Here is a 14,839-nt window from a genome sequence, read left to right on the forward strand (position 1 = left end):
CAGAGCATCACAGTGGGGCCAAATGGGGTTGTCATACTCACACGAACGTGCCGCGCGGGCCTGGAAGGACAGAATCCTCGCCAGCGAGGTGACCCACGTCAACGCCCTCGCCGTCGACGAGACCATCAGACCCGACCACGGTCGAAGGCCTGGCCGACTCCGCCTGGCATTCGCGATCGGCCACCCTCTCGGCGGGTCCGGTGCGCGACTGGCCACGACCCTGCTCAACGTGCTCGAGCTGCGCGAGGCCCGCCACGGGCTCCAGGTGATGTGCGAGGCCGGCGGCCTGGCCAACGCCACGATCATCGAACGGACCTGAGTCAGTGGGCAGGCCCCGTCGTGCTGATGCCACCATCGACCGGGATGACGGCGCCGGTCACGAATGTGGAGGCGCGGGAGGACAGGTAGATCACCGCTCCGGCGATGTCGTGCGGCTCACCGATGCGGTCGACCCGGGTCATGGCGCGGAACTCGTCACCACGCTCGCGCAGGGATGCCTCCATCATCTTGGAGGGGAAGGGGCCGGGTGCGATCGCGTTGACCAGGATGGTCGGCGCGAGGTCCGCGGCCAGGTGCGTCGTGAGGTGGTGCACCGCGGCCTTCGAGGCCGAGTAGGCGTAGTTGTCGAACGCCGGCACGAGGATGCCGTCGATCGACCCGATGTTGATCACGCGCGAGGGGTCGCCTTCGGTCGCGGCCTTCTCGAGCAGGGGGCGTGCGAAGCGCGTCATGTTGAACAGGCCCTTGACGTTGAGGTCCATGACCCGGTTCCAACCGCTGTCGGGGTAGTCCTCGATGGGAGCGCCCCAGCTCGCTCCGGCATTGTTGACGAGGATGTCGACCGCGTCGGCGTGTGCGGCCACGTCGTCGACGAGGCCTCGGCACTCGTCCTCCTTGCTGAGGTCGCGCGCGAAGGCATGCACGGTGCCGAGCTTTCCGAGTTCGCGCGCCGCCGCCTCGCAGGCATCGGCCTTGCGCGAGGAGATGAAGACCTCCGCACCCGCGGCCAGCAGTCCTTCGGCGATCATGTAGCCGATCCCGCGGGTGCCACCGGTCACGATGGCCTTCTTGCCGCGCACCGAAAAGAGCTCTTGCATCCTAGGTTCCTACCTCTGTTTGACGTGTTGAAAGCTGATCGGGGGAGAGTCGGGGTGCCTCAGCGGCCCTCGAAGACGATCTCGTGATGGTTCGCACGGAACTTGCGCGCGCCCTGCTCGAGCAGGGCAGTGACGGCGTTCTGCATGTCCCGTGTCTCGAACACCACGGTCGCCTCGTCGAGGACGAAGCTGTCGGCGGACCGCGAGTCGTTCGTCAGTGCGTGCCGGATCATCCGCTTGGTCACGCCGTGGGCCACGGCCGGTCCGCGGGCGATCCTTCGCGCGACCGCGTGCGCCTCCTCGTGCAGGTCGGCGAGCGGCACCACCCGGTTCACGATGTGCCACTGCGCGAACTGCTCGGCGCTGTAGTTGCCCGCGGTGTAGACGATCTCGCGAGCGATCCCCGGTCCACAGCGCTCGGCGAGCCGGTAGGCACCGCCGAGGAACGTGGTCACTCCGATCAGTGCCTCGACCTGGGAGAAGACCGCGTCGTCGGAGGCGTAGATGAAGTCGCAGGCGAGAGCGAGCTCGAGTCCTGCCGCGTAGCACAGGCCGTTCACGGCCGCGACGACGGGGAACGGCGCGTCCTCGATCGCCCAGATCGCCTCCATCGCCTCCGACAGGAACTCCCGCGCGCCTGCGCGGTCCTTGTCGAGGAACAGGCCCACATCGGCACCGCCGGAAAAGAGCGGCGAGTTGGACTGGATCACCATTGCGCGAGCCCGCTTCTCGGTGGCCTGCTCGACCGCGCTCACCAGGCCCTCGATCTGTCCGTGGTCGAACAGCTCGGCGGGAGGGTTCGCGGTGGTCACGACCGCGACGTCGTCGACCCACTCAAGCTTCACGTGACTCATTGCCGTACTCCTTCGGAGACTGTCGGGGACCCGGGAGTACCCGCTGGAGGCGATAGACTAAATCGTCTAGACTAAATCGTCAACACCGATCCCGGTGGCGGCTGCGGGCGAGTGCGCGCGGCTAGCCTTGGGCACGTCCGCACTTCGCGGACGAGAGGAAGGAACGAGTGGCCCGATGGTGAGCCCCAGGACCAAGACAGCCCCGGACCGGCCTCTGCCGCACCGCGATCGACTCCTGCGGGAAGGGATGCGGGCGTTCTACGCCGTCGGCTTCCACGGGACCACGGTCGACGCGATCCTGGAGACGTCGGAGGTCCCGAAGGGGTCCTTCTACCACCATTTCGGCTCGAAGGAGGCGTTCGCGCGAGCCGTTCTCGAGCAGTACATGGCGTTCCAGCTCGACCTAATGGGGACGTGGGCCGATCGCGACGACCTGACCACGCCCGAGAAGGTCGAGGGCTACTTCGACGAGCTGGTTTCGAACTTCGTCCGGTCGGGGTTCGAGCGTGCGTGTCTCGCCGGCAAGTTCTCCACCGAGCTCGCCGCCTCCTCCGACGCGTTCCGGATAGAGCTGAATGCCGGCTTTGCGCGGTGGAAGGCGGGACTCGCCGCGATGCTCTCCGCCGGGCAGGAGAATGGTGACATCCGCAGCGACCTGCCCGCCGCCGAGCTGGCCACCACCGTCCTCGTGCTGCTGCAGGGCGGCTTCGTCCTTGCGCTGTCCGATCACGACGACCGATCGCTGGAGTCGGTGCGGTCGACCCTGGCGACCGTGCTGAGCCCGCCTCGCAAGAGGAGGGTGTGATGACGATCGACGAGCTGCGTCGCAGGGTCGCCGAGTTCCTGGCGGCCAACGATCCCGGGACCACGGACCGCACGGACTTCCTCCGTGCCCGGTACGACGCCGGGCTTGCCTGGGTCGGCTTCCCGGTCGGGCACGGCGGACTCGGGGCGGACCAGGCACTGCAGCCGGAGGTCGACCGGCTCTTCGCGGGGGTCGGAGCGCCCGACAACGATCCGGCGGCCAACGGCATCGGCCTCGGGATGGCGGCGCCCACCATCCTCGCCTACGGCACGGAGGAGCAGAAGAGACGCTTCCTCGGGCCGCTGTGGACGGGCGAGGAGCGCTGGTGCCAGCTCTTCAGCGAGCCCGGCGCCGGCTCCGACCTCGCGAACGTCTCCACGCGTGCCGTGCGCGACGGCGACGGCTGGGTCGTGAACGGCCAGAAGGTGTGGACCTCCCAGGCTCAGAACGCCCGCTTCGCGATTCTCGTCGCACGCACGGACCCCGACGCCGTGAAGCACGCCGGCCTGACCTACTTCCTCTGCGACATGACCGATCCCGGCGTCGACGTCCGGCCGCTGCGCCAGATCACCGGCGAGGCGGAGTTCAACGAGGTCTTCCTCACCGACGTGCGGATCCCGGACACGCAACGCCTCGGGTCCGAGGGCGAGGGCTGGCGGGTCGCCAACACCACGCTCAACAACGAGAGGGTCTCGATCGGGAAGGGCGGAGAGCGCGAGACCGGGATGATCGGCCGGGTCGCCCGCACCTGGCGCGAGCACCCCGACCGCCGGACGCCCCAGCTGCAGGAGCGCCTGCTCAGGCTCTGGGTCGAGGCCGAGGTCGCCCGGATCACGGGGGTCCGGCTCGTGCAGAAGCTCGCGGACGGGCAGCCCGGTCCTCCCGAGGGGTCGGTCCTGAAGCTGCTCTTCGCGCGGAACGCGCAGGAGCTCTCCGGCCTCGAGGTGGAGCTGCTCGGTGAGGACGGCCTGCGCTACTCGGACTGGACGATGGTGCGACCCACGCACGTCGAGTTCACCGGCCGGGACGCGGGTTTCCGGTACCTCCGCGCGAAGGGCAACTCCATCGAGGGAGGCACCTCGGAGATCATCCGCAACATCGTCGCCGAGCGGGTGCTCGGTCTGCCCGCCGAGCATCGCGCCGACAAGGACCGGCCCTGGAAGGAGCTCGCACGATGAGCTCTGCGCCCGACCTCGACCTGCTCCCCAGCGACGTCGAGACTGCGCTGCGCAAGACCGTGCGCGCGCTGCTGGCCGACAGGTGCCCGACCGCAGCCGTCACGGCGATGTACGACGGCGACCGTTCGCTCGCCGAGGCGCTGTGGCCGGCGTTGGCGGCGGACCTCGGCCTGGCCGGTCTGCTCGTGCCAGAGGCCTTCGGCGGTGGCGGCGCGTCGGCGGTGGAGGCGGCGGCGGTCCTGGACGAGCTGGGTCGGGCGTGCGCGCCGACCCCGTTCCTGACCAGCTCCGTGGTCGCCACCTCCGTACTGCTCTCCTGCGCGGATGTCGACGTCGCCCGTGAAGCGCTCGGGTCAATCGCTGCGGGAGACCGAACGGCTGCGCTCGTCGTACCACTCTCGACCGGGCCGGACGCCTCTCTGCCCTCGATCACCGAGACCGACGGACTCCTGTCCGGCGCGGTGCGAAGCGTGGCGGGCGTCATCGAGGCGGACCTGATGGTGGTGCCCGTGCGCACGCCGGCTGGCGTCGCGGTGCACCTCGTCGAGAGCGCCGCCGCCGCGATCGAGCCGGTCGTGTCCCTCGACATGGCGCGCCAGCTCGCCGACGTGACTCTCGATGGTGCGGTCGGTCGGCTGGCACTCGCCGACGGGGAGGCGGCGATCCGGAGCGGACTGCTCGCGGGTGCGGGGCTGCTGGCGTCCGAGCAGGCGGGTGTTGCCCGGTGGTGCCTGGAGCAAACGGTGGCCTATCTGAAGGTCCGCCGGCAGTTCGGCCGCGTGGTCGGAGGCTTCCAGGCGATCAAGCACCGCCTCGCCGACCTGTACGCCGAGGTCGAGGCCGCCTCGGCCGCCGCGCGTTACGCTGCCGCAGCGCTCGCCGCCAGCGAGGACGTCGAGATCGCCGCGCGAGTCGCTGCGTCGTACTGCAGCGACGTGGCTGTTCACGCCGCCGAGGAGGCGGTGCAGCTCTGCGGTGGGATCGCCATGACGTGGGAGTACCCGGCGCACCTCTATCTCAAGCGGGCGAAAGCGGACCAGCTCGCCTGGGGAACGCCGAGCGCGCACCGCGCCGCGCTGGCAGACGTCGTGAATCTTGTCGTCGGAGCGCCGCCGGCGTGATGCCGCCTCAGGTCAGCGCGTAGATTCTGGGGCTGTCCGTCGGCAGCACGAGGAGGCCGGATGTCGCTCCGCCACGCGATCCTGACAGCTTTGATCGAGAAGCCGTCGTCGGGACTCGCGCTGACGCGTCGGTTCGACCGCTCGATCGGCTACTTCTGGCAGGCCACGCACCAACAGGTGTACAGAGAGCTCGGGAAGCTCGAGGTGGAGGGGCTGGTCCGCTCGATCCCGCAGCCCCCCTCCCGTGGCAATCGCAAGCACTTCGAAGTGACCCCTGAGGGACGCTCGGAGCTCGTGTCGTGGGTGGGAACGGAAGAGCGGCCGCGGCCGTACCGTGACGCGCTGCTGGTTCGCCTGCGCGCCGCCAGCGTCGTGGGCGCCGGGCCTCTGGTCGAGCAGTTGCGCGCACACCGCGAAGCACACCTGCGGCGACGCGACGAGTATCTCGACATCGCTGAGCGCGACTTCGGGCAGCCGGAGCTCTCCGACGTCGCGCGTATGCAGCACCTGATCCTTCGCGCCGGCATCGGCCTGGAGGAGCACTGGATCACCTGGCTCGACGAGGCGATCCCGGTGCTGGAGGGGCTCGATCTGCCCACGCCGGAGTCTTAGCGAGCGACCTGCTCCGAGACCCGGCACGCACGTACCTGCCATAGGCGCGACCGTTCTATGAGGCGGATGTCACACACTTCACCGTTGGTCCATGTCTCTCGCCACGAGGGCAGGCGTTCATGACATGCCCGGCCCGACTCCGCCACGCCCGCGCCGGCGTGGCCTCAAGGAAGGCCGGCCGCTCGGATGAGTGCCGACGACGAGCAGCCCAGCCCCGTCATCACGCTGCCGTCCGTCCGGGCACTGGCCGCGACCTTCGCCGCGGAGAAGCAACAAGAGTTCGCCGACGAGATGTTCGAGTTCATCGGCGCGGGGCTGCCCGACCTGCGACACGACGAACCGCTCGCGCACCTGGCCAGGGGAACGTGCCTGGGCATGGTCGAGCTCGTGCTGGCCATGATGGAGCACGCTCTGCCGGCGGATCGGGGCGAACCACCGGTGGTCGCGGTCGAGTACGCATGCCTCAACGCCGAGCGAGGGTTGCCCCTTGCGGACCTCCTGCGCTCCTTCCGGCTCGGCCATGCGTGCTTCGCTCGGATCCTGACGGACGCGATCATGGCTCTGGAGCAGGATCCTGCGGAGCTGGTCAACGCCGTACGGGAGAGCGAGCGGTTCGCGTTCGCGGTGGTCGATGTCGTCTCCTCCGGGATCCTTGCCGCCTACCTGGAGCAGCGCCAACGCATCGACAGCCGAACCGCATCGCAGCGCCGTGACCTGGTGCGCGCGCTGCTCGACAACGACAGCGTCGACGTCGCGCGGGCGGAGCAGTCGCTCGGTCACCGCCTGACCGGACCTCAGCTGGCGTTCGTCTGCTGGAGTGAGGGTGATGCGACCGCGCCACAGCGTGCCGTCTCCGCCCTGCAGGAGGCGCTCAACGCCCCGAGGCCCGTCCTCCTCCCCATCGACGGTTTCGCGCTCGCCGGCTGGTTCGACATGTCTCGTAGTCGGCTGGTCGTCGCCGCGCTCGCCGCGGCGGCCGGCGCCGCGGCGCCAGCAGCCCATGTCGCGCTCGGTCCGGTCCTGCCCGGATTGAGCGGGTTCCGGAACAGCCGAATCGGTGCCGAGCGTGTCCGACGGGTGGTCGGTCTCTCGCGCAGACAGGCTCCGACTCTCACGAGATGGGCCGACGTCGCCCTAATCGACGCGCTCAGCGCAGACCTCGATGCGGCGCGCGCACTCGTCCGAAACGAGCTCAGGGGGCTCAACCGTCCCGGCGACGACGTCGAGATGCTGCGCCACACCGCGCAGGCATTCGTGGTGTCCGGTTACAGCTACGCCGCGGTGGCGAGCGGCCTGCACATCCACCGGAACACCGCGTTGCAGCGCGTGAAGAAGGCGGAGGCGCTCCGTGGACTACCGCTCACCAAGCGGCCGGCGGAACTGCTCGCCGCCCTTGCGCTCGTCGACGTGATCGGAGCAACCCTCCTTGAACGCTGACCGTTGCCCCGGCGCGCGCAATGTGCTCTCCGCACATCGCTATGTGCCGCCACCATCTTTCCGGCCCCCAGCCGCTCACCTAACTTCTCGATATGACCCGCGTCACACCAGGGATGAACGGTGAGAACCCGGGCGCAGCACCACATCAAGGGAGTCGAGTTGATATGTCAGTAGCTGTCATGACGCGCCAAGTTGCCGCTCACGATCCGCGTCCGCTCATCGTGGGGCTCGGCGGCACCTTGAGTGAAGCCTCTTCAAGCGAGCGTGCCCTGCGTTTCGCGCTGGACGCCGCAGCCGCCTACGGAGCACGGACCAAGCTGTTCAGTGCGCAAGCCCTCGATCTGCCGATGTACAGCGTGGACCGCTCACGACGTACCCCTGCCGCCATCGCCTTGGTGGACGCCCTCGCGGAGGCCGATGGCGTGATCATCGCGACGCCTGCCTACCACGGCGGCATCTCCGGCCTCGTGAAGAACGCGCTCGACTACATCGAGGATCTCCGCGCGGATGAGCGTCCTTACCTGGACGGCCGGGCGGTGGGGTGCATCGTGTGCGCCTACGGCTGGCAGGCGACCACCACCACGCTGGTTTCATTGCGCTCCACCGTGCACGCGCTTCGCGGGTGGCCGACGCCGCTTGGCGTTGCGATCAACTCGTCGCAGACGACGTTCGACGGGCCCGGGAGCGTCTCCGATGCCCGATGCGCCGACCAGCTGTCCGCACTCGGCCGGCAGGTCGTCGACTTCGTCGGCGCCCGCCGGTGACCACCCACAGAGACTTCCCCAACACGAAAGGGCGACAACCGTGACCACTATCCACGAAGTCGGGCCGGTCGACAGCGCAACGATCTCGGAGCTGATCAGGCGCGACGACAAGGTCCATTACGCGACAGAGCGCGATGCCAAGCGACACGCGCACATCGGCAAGCTTCTCGACCGCACGGTCGGGACCGGATCGCGGCCGTACTACGACTCCGTGGTGATCGTCGGCGCCGGCTTCACCGCCAGTGTCATGGCCGCCCGGCTGGCGCGGAGCGAGCAGTTCCACGGCAAGGTCGTCCTCGCTGGGCCGCGCACGCAGGAGTCGCGCCGAATGAAGGACGGGGCGACGCTCAGGGGCCACGGGACCGACTACATCTGTTACGCGCTCGACGTGCCGCAGAACGCCTACGTCGACGCCCTTTACGGCGACATCGTCGACGGCCGGGGCATCGGCACGAGGAACCAGGTGACGATGGCGACGAAGGGACCGACCGGCGCCTACGAGTTCGGTCGCATCGCGTCGTTCCAGGGCGGGAGGACGGGCTTCTCTCGCCCGCTGTTCTACGGCGCCCGGAACAGCCGGATGCAGGGTGCGATCCACGAGCTGATGGCCCGCAACGGAGTCATCGAGCTGGCCGAGGCGATCACCTCCGTCGACGAGGCGTTCACGCTCGCCCCGGGCAGGCGGCCGCTCATCGTCAACGCCAGCCACAACTCGGGTCTCCTCAGCGGCCGGGCGCCGGAGGTCGACTGGGCCACGAGCGCGGTCCAGGCGCCGCTGAAGGTCAGGTCGGGCGGATTCAAGACGGTGGAGACCAACGCCTCGCTGGTCGCCACCGTGCGCCGGCGCAACCAGGTCGACGTCGGCCTCTTCAACCCGTACGGAGATCCGCTGTCGCCCAACTCGACCTTCTACGGGATCATCGTCGGCCAGGTGTCCAAGCGCGCCGGCTACGACAAGCAGCAGGAGCTCACCGAGATCACCGAGGAGCTGTACGAAGTCGCCGACGCTCTCGGCATGGACGTCGACGACGCCGATGAGACGCTGTTCGCGGGCATGGTCCCGGGCGCCCCCTGGAAGGCGCCCGCATCTCCACCTGGCACGCTGGAACTGCAGCTCATCGCTCACCAAGGTGTCTCGGCGACCTTCTCAGACGGGATGACCACGGGTGCTTCGGCGGCGGTGGCGGCTGCCGAGGCCGTAATCAGAGGTGTCGATCCCGATCGGGCCGCCCGACGCGCCGTACGCGAGGTCACCCGCGACCGCCGCATCTGGAACATCGAACGGAACAGGATCGGACCTCTTTACGACCTTCTCATCCGCACCGCTCCGGGCGCCGTTGCGTTCTACCCGTTCGGCTACCACGCCGGGACCACCTGGGCGAGCGCGGCCTGAAGCCGCTCTCCCGGACCTGTCTTTCCAAGAACTGACCGCAGAAGGGAACCCCCGATGACCATCATCGACAAGGACGTCACAGAGACCGTCACTGGAAAGCGAAAGCGCTCGGTCAAGACGCCGCCGGAGGGCGGAGTGCAACCGGGAGCCGACGTAGCGGAGCTCGCAGTGGTCTTCGCGCGGCAACGTGACGGGTTCGCCGGCAGCGCCGTGCCGTCGCTGCACGAGCGAAGGGCCACCCTCCTCAAGCTGCAGCGGCTCGTCGAGCAGAACCGGCTGGTCTTCATCGAGGCCGCCAACGCGGACTTCGGCACCAGGGCGGCGTTCGAGACCGAGATGTCCGAGATCGTGGGGACCATCAGCATCATCCGCTATATGCGTCGGAACCTCCGGTCGTGGATGGCGCCGCGTCGGCGTTCGGCCTCGATCTGGTTCAAGCCGGCCAAGAACCGCGTCGAGCCGGCGCCGCTCGGAGTCGTCGGCGTCGTCTCGCCGTGGAACTTCCCGCTCCACCTGGCCCTGATCCCAGCGGCCACCGCGCTGGCGGCGGGAAACCGGGTCATGCTGAAGGTCAGTGAGTTCACGCCGCACACCTCGGCTGTGCTCAAACGACTCATCGAGGAGAACTTCAGCCGCGACGTCTTCTACGTCACCGACGGCGGCGGCGAGGTCGCCTCGGCCTTCACGAAGCTGCCCTTCGACCACCTGCTGTTCACCGGCTCGACCCAGGTCGGCAAGATCGTCGCCAAGGCCGCTGCCGACAACCTGACGCCGGTGACTCTCGAGCTCGGTGGCAAGAGCCCGGTGATCGTCGACGCGGATTACCCCATCGGACGAGCCGCGGCCACGGTGGCGTGGGGGAAGCTCTACAACGGCGGCCAGGTGTGCATCTCCCCCGACTACGTGCTGGTGCCGCAGGGACGCGAGAAGGAGTTCGCCATCGCAGTGGTGGAGGAAGCGCGCAAGCTCTACCCGAAGGCAGCCGGGAACCCCGAGTACACGGCGATCCTCAACCAGCGGCACTACGACCGGATCACCGCCTACGTCACGGAGGCCCGGTCGCTGGGCGCCGAGGTGATCTCGGTCGAGGATCCCGAGCTCGGCAGGGAGCGCCGTCAGCTTCCGCTGACCATGATCATCAACCCGCCGGAGGACGCGACCGTCATGAAGGATGAGATTTTCGGCCCGGTCCTGCCGATCATCGGCTACGACGGCGACGAGACGGCCGCGGACTTCGTCAACGCCAGGTCGACGCCCCTGGCGCTCTACGTCCTGAGCGCCGTGAAGCGGCATCAGAAGCGGTGGCTCAGCCGAATCGCCAGCGGCAGCGCCGTCGTCAACGACATGATGATCGGCTACCTGCAGAACGACCTTCCGTTCGGCGGACGGGGAGGCTCCGGGTACGGCGCCTACCACGGTCGCGAGGGGTTCGACGCGATGTCGCACCTGAGGCCGGTTATGTACCAGCGGGCCATCTTCGGACGCACGGGCGGACAGATGCTCTACCCGCCGTACGGCAAGGTGGCCGACCTGCTGCTGAACCTGATGCGCCGCGTCTGATCGTCGGAGTGCCCGGACGGAGCCGGGAACGCGAAGCCGGGACGGTCCCGTTCCGGCGCGCGTTCGCGGGCCTCCGTCGGCGCAAGAGTAGTTGCTGGGGGAAACGTGCTACTTCGCGGCGGCGAGTGCTGCAAAGCGCCGGAACTGCTCCGCTCGCTCGTGTGTTCGCTGCGCGTCGAAGCCGCGCTCGACTGCTCCCAGCAGCAGCGACTTCGTGGCGGCGACGGCGTCGTGCGGATGTGCGGTCACACCCTGCACCATCTGCTCGAGGGCGCTGTCCAGGTCCTCTCGGGCGACGACGCGGCTCACCAGTCCGCTGGCCATCGCCTCGTCCGCCTCCACGAACCTGCCGGACGCCGTCCACTCCAGCGCGCGGGAGTAGCCGACCGCCCTGACGAGGTTCGTGGTCCCGGTGAGGTCGGGGACCAGGCCGAGAGCGGGCTCGCGCAGGCTGAACTTCACGTCGTCCGTCGCGATCCGGATGTCGCAGGCCAGCGCGAGCTGGAAAGCGGCACCGATCGCGTAGCCCTGGACTGCCGCGATGCTGATGAAGCGGGAGTCCCTCAGCCACGCGAAGCCGCCCTGGTACCCCGCGACCGTCCGGTCGAAGTCCTCGAAGGAGAGGTCGGCGAGCCCGGTGAGCGGGGCGTCCTCGCCGACCTGTTCGCCCGCGAGGAGGCGACGGTCCACGCCGGCGCTGAACGACTCGCCGGCGCCACGGACGACGACGGCACGTACCTCGTCACCGATGCATGCACCGATCGCGCCCAACGTCGTCCACGTGCTCGGTCGCATCGCGTTGAGGACGTCAGGCCGGTTCAGGGTGACGGTGAGAACGGCCCCTTCCTGGGAGCACGTGATGCCTCCCCGCTCGGCAAGGTCGTAGCGATCTGCAGGCTTCGGCATGGCCGCAACGTAGTACCAGCGCCAGGGTTCTGCAAAGAGTTGCAGAATCACCTCCGGGCGACACCGCCGAGTCCGGATGCCCGTGGCGCGCGCGTTCCAACCCGAGGCGCGATCGTTCTATGAGATGCCGATCACACATTCCTACCGTGGAACGGCCGAGGGAGAGGGCGGCACGAACCGAGACAGGGCCGATGAACTCACCAGGGGGAACCGACGTGCCGCCGACTCGAGCGTCCGCTGGAACCGCGGTCAGGAGCCGCGCACGACAAGGCGGACCGGAGCCGACGGCCGGACGACGGAACGTCGAGCTGGCCCAAGCCCTGCTTGCCGAGCCGGGGACAGGGCGTCCCGGTCCTGACGGGATGAGCCCGGAGGCACGCCGGATCGCACGGGAAGCGCTGCGCTCGTCGACGCCGTTCAAGACGTTCGCGACGTTCGGCGACTTCTACGCCTTCGTCGGCAAGGTCTTCGCGCAGATGTTCACGCGTCGGTTCCGATTCAGGGAGTTCGTCACGCAGGCGTGGTTCATCACGACGGTGTCGTTCGGGCCCGCTTTGCTGGTGTCGGTCCCGTTCTGCGTGGTCATCGTCTTCCAGATCAACCAGGTCCTGATTCAGATCGGCGCGGTCGACCTCGCCGGCGCGGGCGCGGCGGTGGCGGTCGTACGCGAGATCGGCCCGCTCGTGAGCGTCCTGGTCGTTGCCGGGGCGGGTGCGACCGCGATTTGCGCGGACCTCGGCTCCCGCAAGATCCGCGAGGAGATCGATGCCCTGGTCACCCTCGGCATCGATCCCATCGAGCGGCTGGTGGTGCCGCGGGTCGTGGCATCGACCCTCGTCGCGGTCGCCCTCAACGGCATGGTGACCGTGGTTGGTCTGATCGGTGGTTACTTCTTCTCTGTGGTGCTCCAGGGGGCCACGCCAGGGCTCTACCTCTCCGAGCTGACGCTCCTGGTGGGTCTTTCCGACTTCCTGGCCTCCGAGGTGAAGGCTGCGGTCTTCGGTCTGCTCGCCGGTCTGACCGCCTGCTACCTGGGCCTCAACGCCAAGGGCGGCCCCAAGGGAGTCGGGGAAGCCGTGAACCAGACCGTGGTCTTTGCGTTCATGTTGCTGTTCGGAGCCAACAGCGTGATCACTGCGCTGTTCTTCCAGCTGAAGTTGGGAGCCTGACATGGCGCTGACGATGAACGGCCACGGCTCAGAGATGCTACGCCACCTGGCGAAGCCCACCACCGCCCTGCGCGAGCTCGGCGGCCAGCTGAGCTTCCACGGCAACGCCTACTCCCATGTTCCTCGGGCCCTGAAGCACTACCCCAGGGAGATCATGCGGCTCCTCGCCGAGGCCGCGCTCGGCTCGGGTGCGCTCGCCCTCATCGGCGGCACCGTGCTGGTGATCGGCTTCCTGACCGCCGCCTCCGGCATCGAGGTCGGCCTGCAGGCCTACACCTCATTCGACAACATCGGCGTCTCAACCCTGTCCGGCTTCTTCTCGGCGTACTTCAACACCCGGGAGATCGCACCGCTGGTGTCTGGCATCGCACTGACTGCCACGGTCGGCGCCGGCTTCACTGCCCAGATCGGGGCGATGCGGGTCAGCGAGGAGATCGACGCCCTCGAAGTCATGGCGGTCCCACCAGTGCCCTACCTGGTCACTACCAGGATCATCGCCGGGCTGATCGCGGTCGTGCCGCTCTTCGCGGTCGCCCTGATGCTGTGCTGGCTGGCGACCTACGTCGTCGTCGTCGTCGGCTACGACCAGGCGCCCGGCACCTATCAGCACTACTTCGACACCTTCCTCATCCCGGGCGACCTCTTCCTGGCCATCGTCAAGGTCATCTTGATGGCATTGGTGATCGTCTCGATCTGCTGCTATCACGGTTTTCGCACTTCGGGAGGACCTGCGGGCGTGGGCGAGGCGGTCGGGAGGGCGGTCCGCTCGTCTCTGATCTGCATGATGTTCATCGACCTGATCTTCGCCGTCGCCATCTGGGGCGGCCCGTCGGTCCACATCGCGGGGTGACCAGATGACGCCCTCATCGCACCGGATCGACCGCCAGGTCGTCTACGGGTTCCTCTTCATCGGCCTCATCGGGCTGCTCATCGCCGGCACGATCGCGCAGTACCGGGGCGCGTTCGAGGACAACGTCGTGATCACCGTCGAGTCGGACCGGGCTGGCCTCACGTTGGCCAAGGGCGCGCCGATCAAGCTTCGCGGGGTGGAGATCGGCGACGTCGGGGAGATCGACTTCGACGGCGAGACCGTCATGATCGAGCTCGAGATAGATCACGACAAGGTCCACCGGGTGCCGGCGGACGTGACCGCGCAGATCGTGCCTCCCACGGCGTTCGGCGCCAAGTACGTCCAGCTCACGACACCCCCTGGCAGTACGGCGGAACCGATCGAGGCGGGAGCGTTGATCCCGGCGACACGGGTCACGGTCGAAGTCGACGAGGCCTTCGAGAACCTCACCGAGGTGCTCGATGTCGCCCGTCCGGCCGAGGTCAACGCTGCGCTGACCGCTGTGGCGGGCGCAGTCGACCAACGCGGGCTGCTGGTCGGGGAGCTCATCAGCCAAACCGACCAGTACCTGGTCTCGCTCAACCCGGCGCTGCCGACGCTGAGCTCGGACCTGAGGGTCGCCGACGACGTCCTCGCCGTTTACGGAGCCGCCCGGCCTGACCTGATCGGCACGCTGACTCAGACCGGCGAGATCTCCGACGCGCTCGTCCGTCAGCAGGTGTCCCTGAGGGCGATCGAGCGCAGCCTCACCACCTTCAGCGACGAGGCGGACGTCCTGCTCCGCAGCGCGGAGGACGGAATCGTCACCACGCTCACCCTGCTCGAGCCGGTCACCAGGACGCTGGAGCGCTACTCGCCCGAGCTTCCCTGCGTCGTCCTCGGTCTGGTGGCCGTCAACGGCCCCATGGAGGCGGCGATCGGCGGGACGAACCCTGGTCTCACCACACACAGCCGGCTGATACCCCGCCGCGACCCCTACACCTACGGTCAGAACCTGCCCCTGCTCGGCGAGGATCGCGGGCCTGTCTGCTTCGGACTGCCGCACATCACCCCGGCCGAGGCGGCGCTGCCGCCACCGTCGATGCGAACCGGT

The 14,839-nt window shown here is 68.4% G+C and carries 14 protein-coding genes and 1 pseudogene; 12 read left to right on the forward strand and 3 right to left on the reverse strand.

Annotated elements, in window-relative coordinates:
- Positions 1 to 88 precede the first annotated feature (88 nt).
- The gene (locus E7Z54_RS00160; RefSeq protein ID WP_240769427.1) at positions 89 to 319 is read left to right on the forward strand and encodes a hypothetical protein; all 231 of its coding nucleotides are present in this window, start codon (positions 89 to 91) and stop codon (positions 317 to 319) included.
- Between the two features lies 1 nt (position 320).
- Here the strand turns inward: E7Z54_RS00160 and E7Z54_RS00165 are convergent, their stop codons facing one another.
- Together E7Z54_RS00165 and E7Z54_RS00170 are read right to left on the reverse strand one after the other, a co-directional pair.
- Positions 321 to 1,097, reverse strand: coding sequence for an SDR family oxidoreductase (locus tag E7Z54_RS00165; protein ID WP_136430803.1), 777 nt, complete (start codon positions 1,095 to 1,097; stop codon positions 321 to 323).
- Between the two features lie 59 nt (positions 1,098 to 1,156).
- The gene (locus E7Z54_RS00170) at positions 1,157 to 1,951 is read right to left on the reverse strand and encodes an enoyl-CoA hydratase/isomerase family protein (protein ID WP_136430804.1); all 795 of its coding nucleotides are present in this window, start codon (positions 1,949 to 1,951) and stop codon (positions 1,157 to 1,159) included.
- Between the two features lie 175 nt (positions 1,952 to 2,126).
- Between E7Z54_RS00170 and E7Z54_RS00175 the strand changes: the two genes are divergently transcribed.
- The 8 genes from E7Z54_RS00175 (at position 2,127) to E7Z54_RS00210 (ending at position 10,821) form a co-directional block, all read left to right on the forward strand.
- The gene (locus E7Z54_RS00175; RefSeq protein WP_206055923.1) at positions 2,127 to 2,756 is read left to right on the forward strand and encodes a TetR/AcrR family transcriptional regulator; all 630 of its coding nucleotides are present in this window, start codon (positions 2,127 to 2,129) and stop codon (positions 2,754 to 2,756) included.
- Positions 2,756 to 3,934, forward strand: coding sequence for an acyl-CoA dehydrogenase family protein (locus tag E7Z54_RS00180; protein WP_136430805.1), 1,179 nt, complete (start codon positions 2,756 to 2,758; stop codon positions 3,932 to 3,934). The genes E7Z54_RS00175 and E7Z54_RS00180 overlap by 1 nt, the downstream gene beginning before the upstream one ends.
- Positions 3,931 to 5,055, forward strand: coding sequence for an acyl-CoA dehydrogenase family protein (locus tag E7Z54_RS00185; RefSeq protein WP_136430806.1), 1,125 nt, complete (start codon positions 3,931 to 3,933; stop codon positions 5,053 to 5,055). The genes E7Z54_RS00180 and E7Z54_RS00185 overlap by 4 nt, the downstream gene beginning before the upstream one ends.
- 60 nt (positions 5,056 to 5,115) lie before the next feature.
- Positions 5,116 to 5,667: a PadR family transcriptional regulator gene (locus E7Z54_RS00190; protein WP_136430807.1), complete on the forward strand. Its 552-nt coding sequence runs from the start codon at positions 5,116 to 5,118 to the stop codon at positions 5,665 to 5,667.
- A 186-nt stretch (positions 5,668 to 5,853) separates the two neighbouring features.
- The gene (locus E7Z54_RS00195) at positions 5,854 to 7,104 is read left to right on the forward strand and encodes a PucR family transcriptional regulator (protein ID WP_206055924.1); all 1,251 of its coding nucleotides are present in this window, start codon (positions 5,854 to 5,856) and stop codon (positions 7,102 to 7,104) included.
- Positions 7,105 to 7,196: 92 nt separating this feature from the next.
- Entirely contained in the window at positions 7,197 to 7,868 is a 672-nt protein-coding gene (locus E7Z54_RS00200) for an NADPH-dependent FMN reductase (protein WP_206055925.1), read from the forward strand.
- Between the two features lie 40 nt (positions 7,869 to 7,908).
- Entirely contained in the window at positions 7,909 to 9,261 is a 1,353-nt protein-coding gene (locus tag E7Z54_RS00205; RefSeq protein ID WP_136430809.1) for a hypothetical protein, read from the forward strand.
- A 54-nt stretch (positions 9,262 to 9,315) separates the two neighbouring features.
- On the forward strand, positions 9,316 to 10,821 hold the full coding sequence (locus E7Z54_RS00210) for a coniferyl aldehyde dehydrogenase (protein WP_136430810.1): 1,506 nt from the start codon (positions 9,316 to 9,318) through the stop codon (positions 10,819 to 10,821).
- A 108-nt stretch (positions 10,822 to 10,929) separates the two neighbouring features.
- On the opposite strand, the gene E7Z54_RS00215 is transcribed toward E7Z54_RS00210, so the two are convergent.
- Positions 10,930 to 11,727: an enoyl-CoA hydratase/isomerase family protein gene (locus E7Z54_RS00215; RefSeq protein ID WP_136430811.1), complete on the reverse strand. Its 798-nt coding sequence runs from the start codon at positions 11,725 to 11,727 to the stop codon at positions 10,930 to 10,932.
- Between the two features lie 362 nt (positions 11,728 to 12,089).
- Here E7Z54_RS00215 and E7Z54_RS00220 point away from each other — a divergent pair, with 362 nt between their 5' ends.
- From E7Z54_RS00220 to E7Z54_RS00230, 3 genes and pseudogenes are all read left to right on the forward strand, one after another.
- The gene (locus E7Z54_RS00220) at positions 12,090 to 12,896 is read left to right on the forward strand and encodes an MlaE family ABC transporter permease (RefSeq protein WP_136430812.1); all 807 of its coding nucleotides are present in this window, start codon (positions 12,090 to 12,092) and stop codon (positions 12,894 to 12,896) included.
- Position 12,897: 1 nt separating this feature from the next.
- Positions 12,898 to 13,746, forward strand: a complete 849-nt coding sequence (locus E7Z54_RS00225) for an MlaE family ABC transporter permease (protein ID WP_240769428.1) — start codon at positions 12,898 to 12,900, stop codon at positions 13,744 to 13,746.
- Between the two features lie 4 nt (positions 13,747 to 13,750).
- Positions 13,751 to 14,758, forward strand: a pseudogene (locus E7Z54_RS00230) (MCE family protein); the annotation flags it as partial.
- Positions 14,759 to 14,839 lie beyond the last annotated feature (81 nt).

This window comes from Nocardioides sp. (assembly GCF_004803405.1).
Lineage (GTDB): Bacteria > Actinomycetota > Actinomycetes > Propionibacteriales > Nocardioidaceae > Nocardioides > Nocardioides vastitatis.

Bases quoted from the DNA above. Each gene is read 5' to 3' on its own strand.
- E7Z54_RS00165 (WP_136430803.1), bottom strand. From the start codon at position 1,097: ATGCAAGAGCTCTTTTCGGTGCGCGGCAAGAAGGCCATCGTGACCGGT.
- E7Z54_RS00170 (WP_136430804.1), bottom strand. From the start codon at position 1,951: ATGAGTCACGTGAAGCTTGAGTGGGTCGACGACGTCGCGGTCGTGACC.
- E7Z54_RS00175 (WP_206055923.1), top strand. From the start codon at position 2,127: ATGGTGAGCCCCAGGACCAAGACAGCCCCGGACCGGCCTCTGCCGCAC.
- E7Z54_RS00180 (WP_136430805.1), top strand. From the start codon at position 2,756: ATGACGATCGACGAGCTGCGTCGCAGGGTCGCCGAGTTCCTGGCGGCC.
- E7Z54_RS00185 (WP_136430806.1), top strand. From the start codon at position 3,931: ATGAGCTCTGCGCCCGACCTCGACCTGCTCCCCAGCGACGTCGAGACT.
- E7Z54_RS00190 (WP_136430807.1), top strand. From the start codon at position 5,116: ATGTCGCTCCGCCACGCGATCCTGACAGCTTTGATCGAGAAGCCGTCG.
- E7Z54_RS00195 (WP_206055924.1), top strand. From the start codon at position 5,854: ATGAGTGCCGACGACGAGCAGCCCAGCCCCGTCATCACGCTGCCGTCC.
- E7Z54_RS00200 (WP_206055925.1), top strand. From the start codon at position 7,197: ATGACCCGCGTCACACCAGGGATGAACGGTGAGAACCCGGGCGCAGCA.
- E7Z54_RS00210 (WP_136430810.1), top strand. From the start codon at position 9,316: ATGACCATCATCGACAAGGACGTCACAGAGACCGTCACTGGAAAGCGA.
- E7Z54_RS00215 (WP_136430811.1), bottom strand. From the start codon at position 11,727: ATGCCGAAGCCTGCAGATCGCTACGACCTTGCCGAGCGGGGAGGCATC.
- E7Z54_RS00220 (WP_136430812.1), top strand. From the start codon at position 12,090: ATGAGCCCGGAGGCACGCCGGATCGCACGGGAAGCGCTGCGCTCGTCG.
- E7Z54_RS00225 (WP_240769428.1), top strand. From the start codon at position 12,898: ATGGCGCTGACGATGAACGGCCACGGCTCAGAGATGCTACGCCACCTG.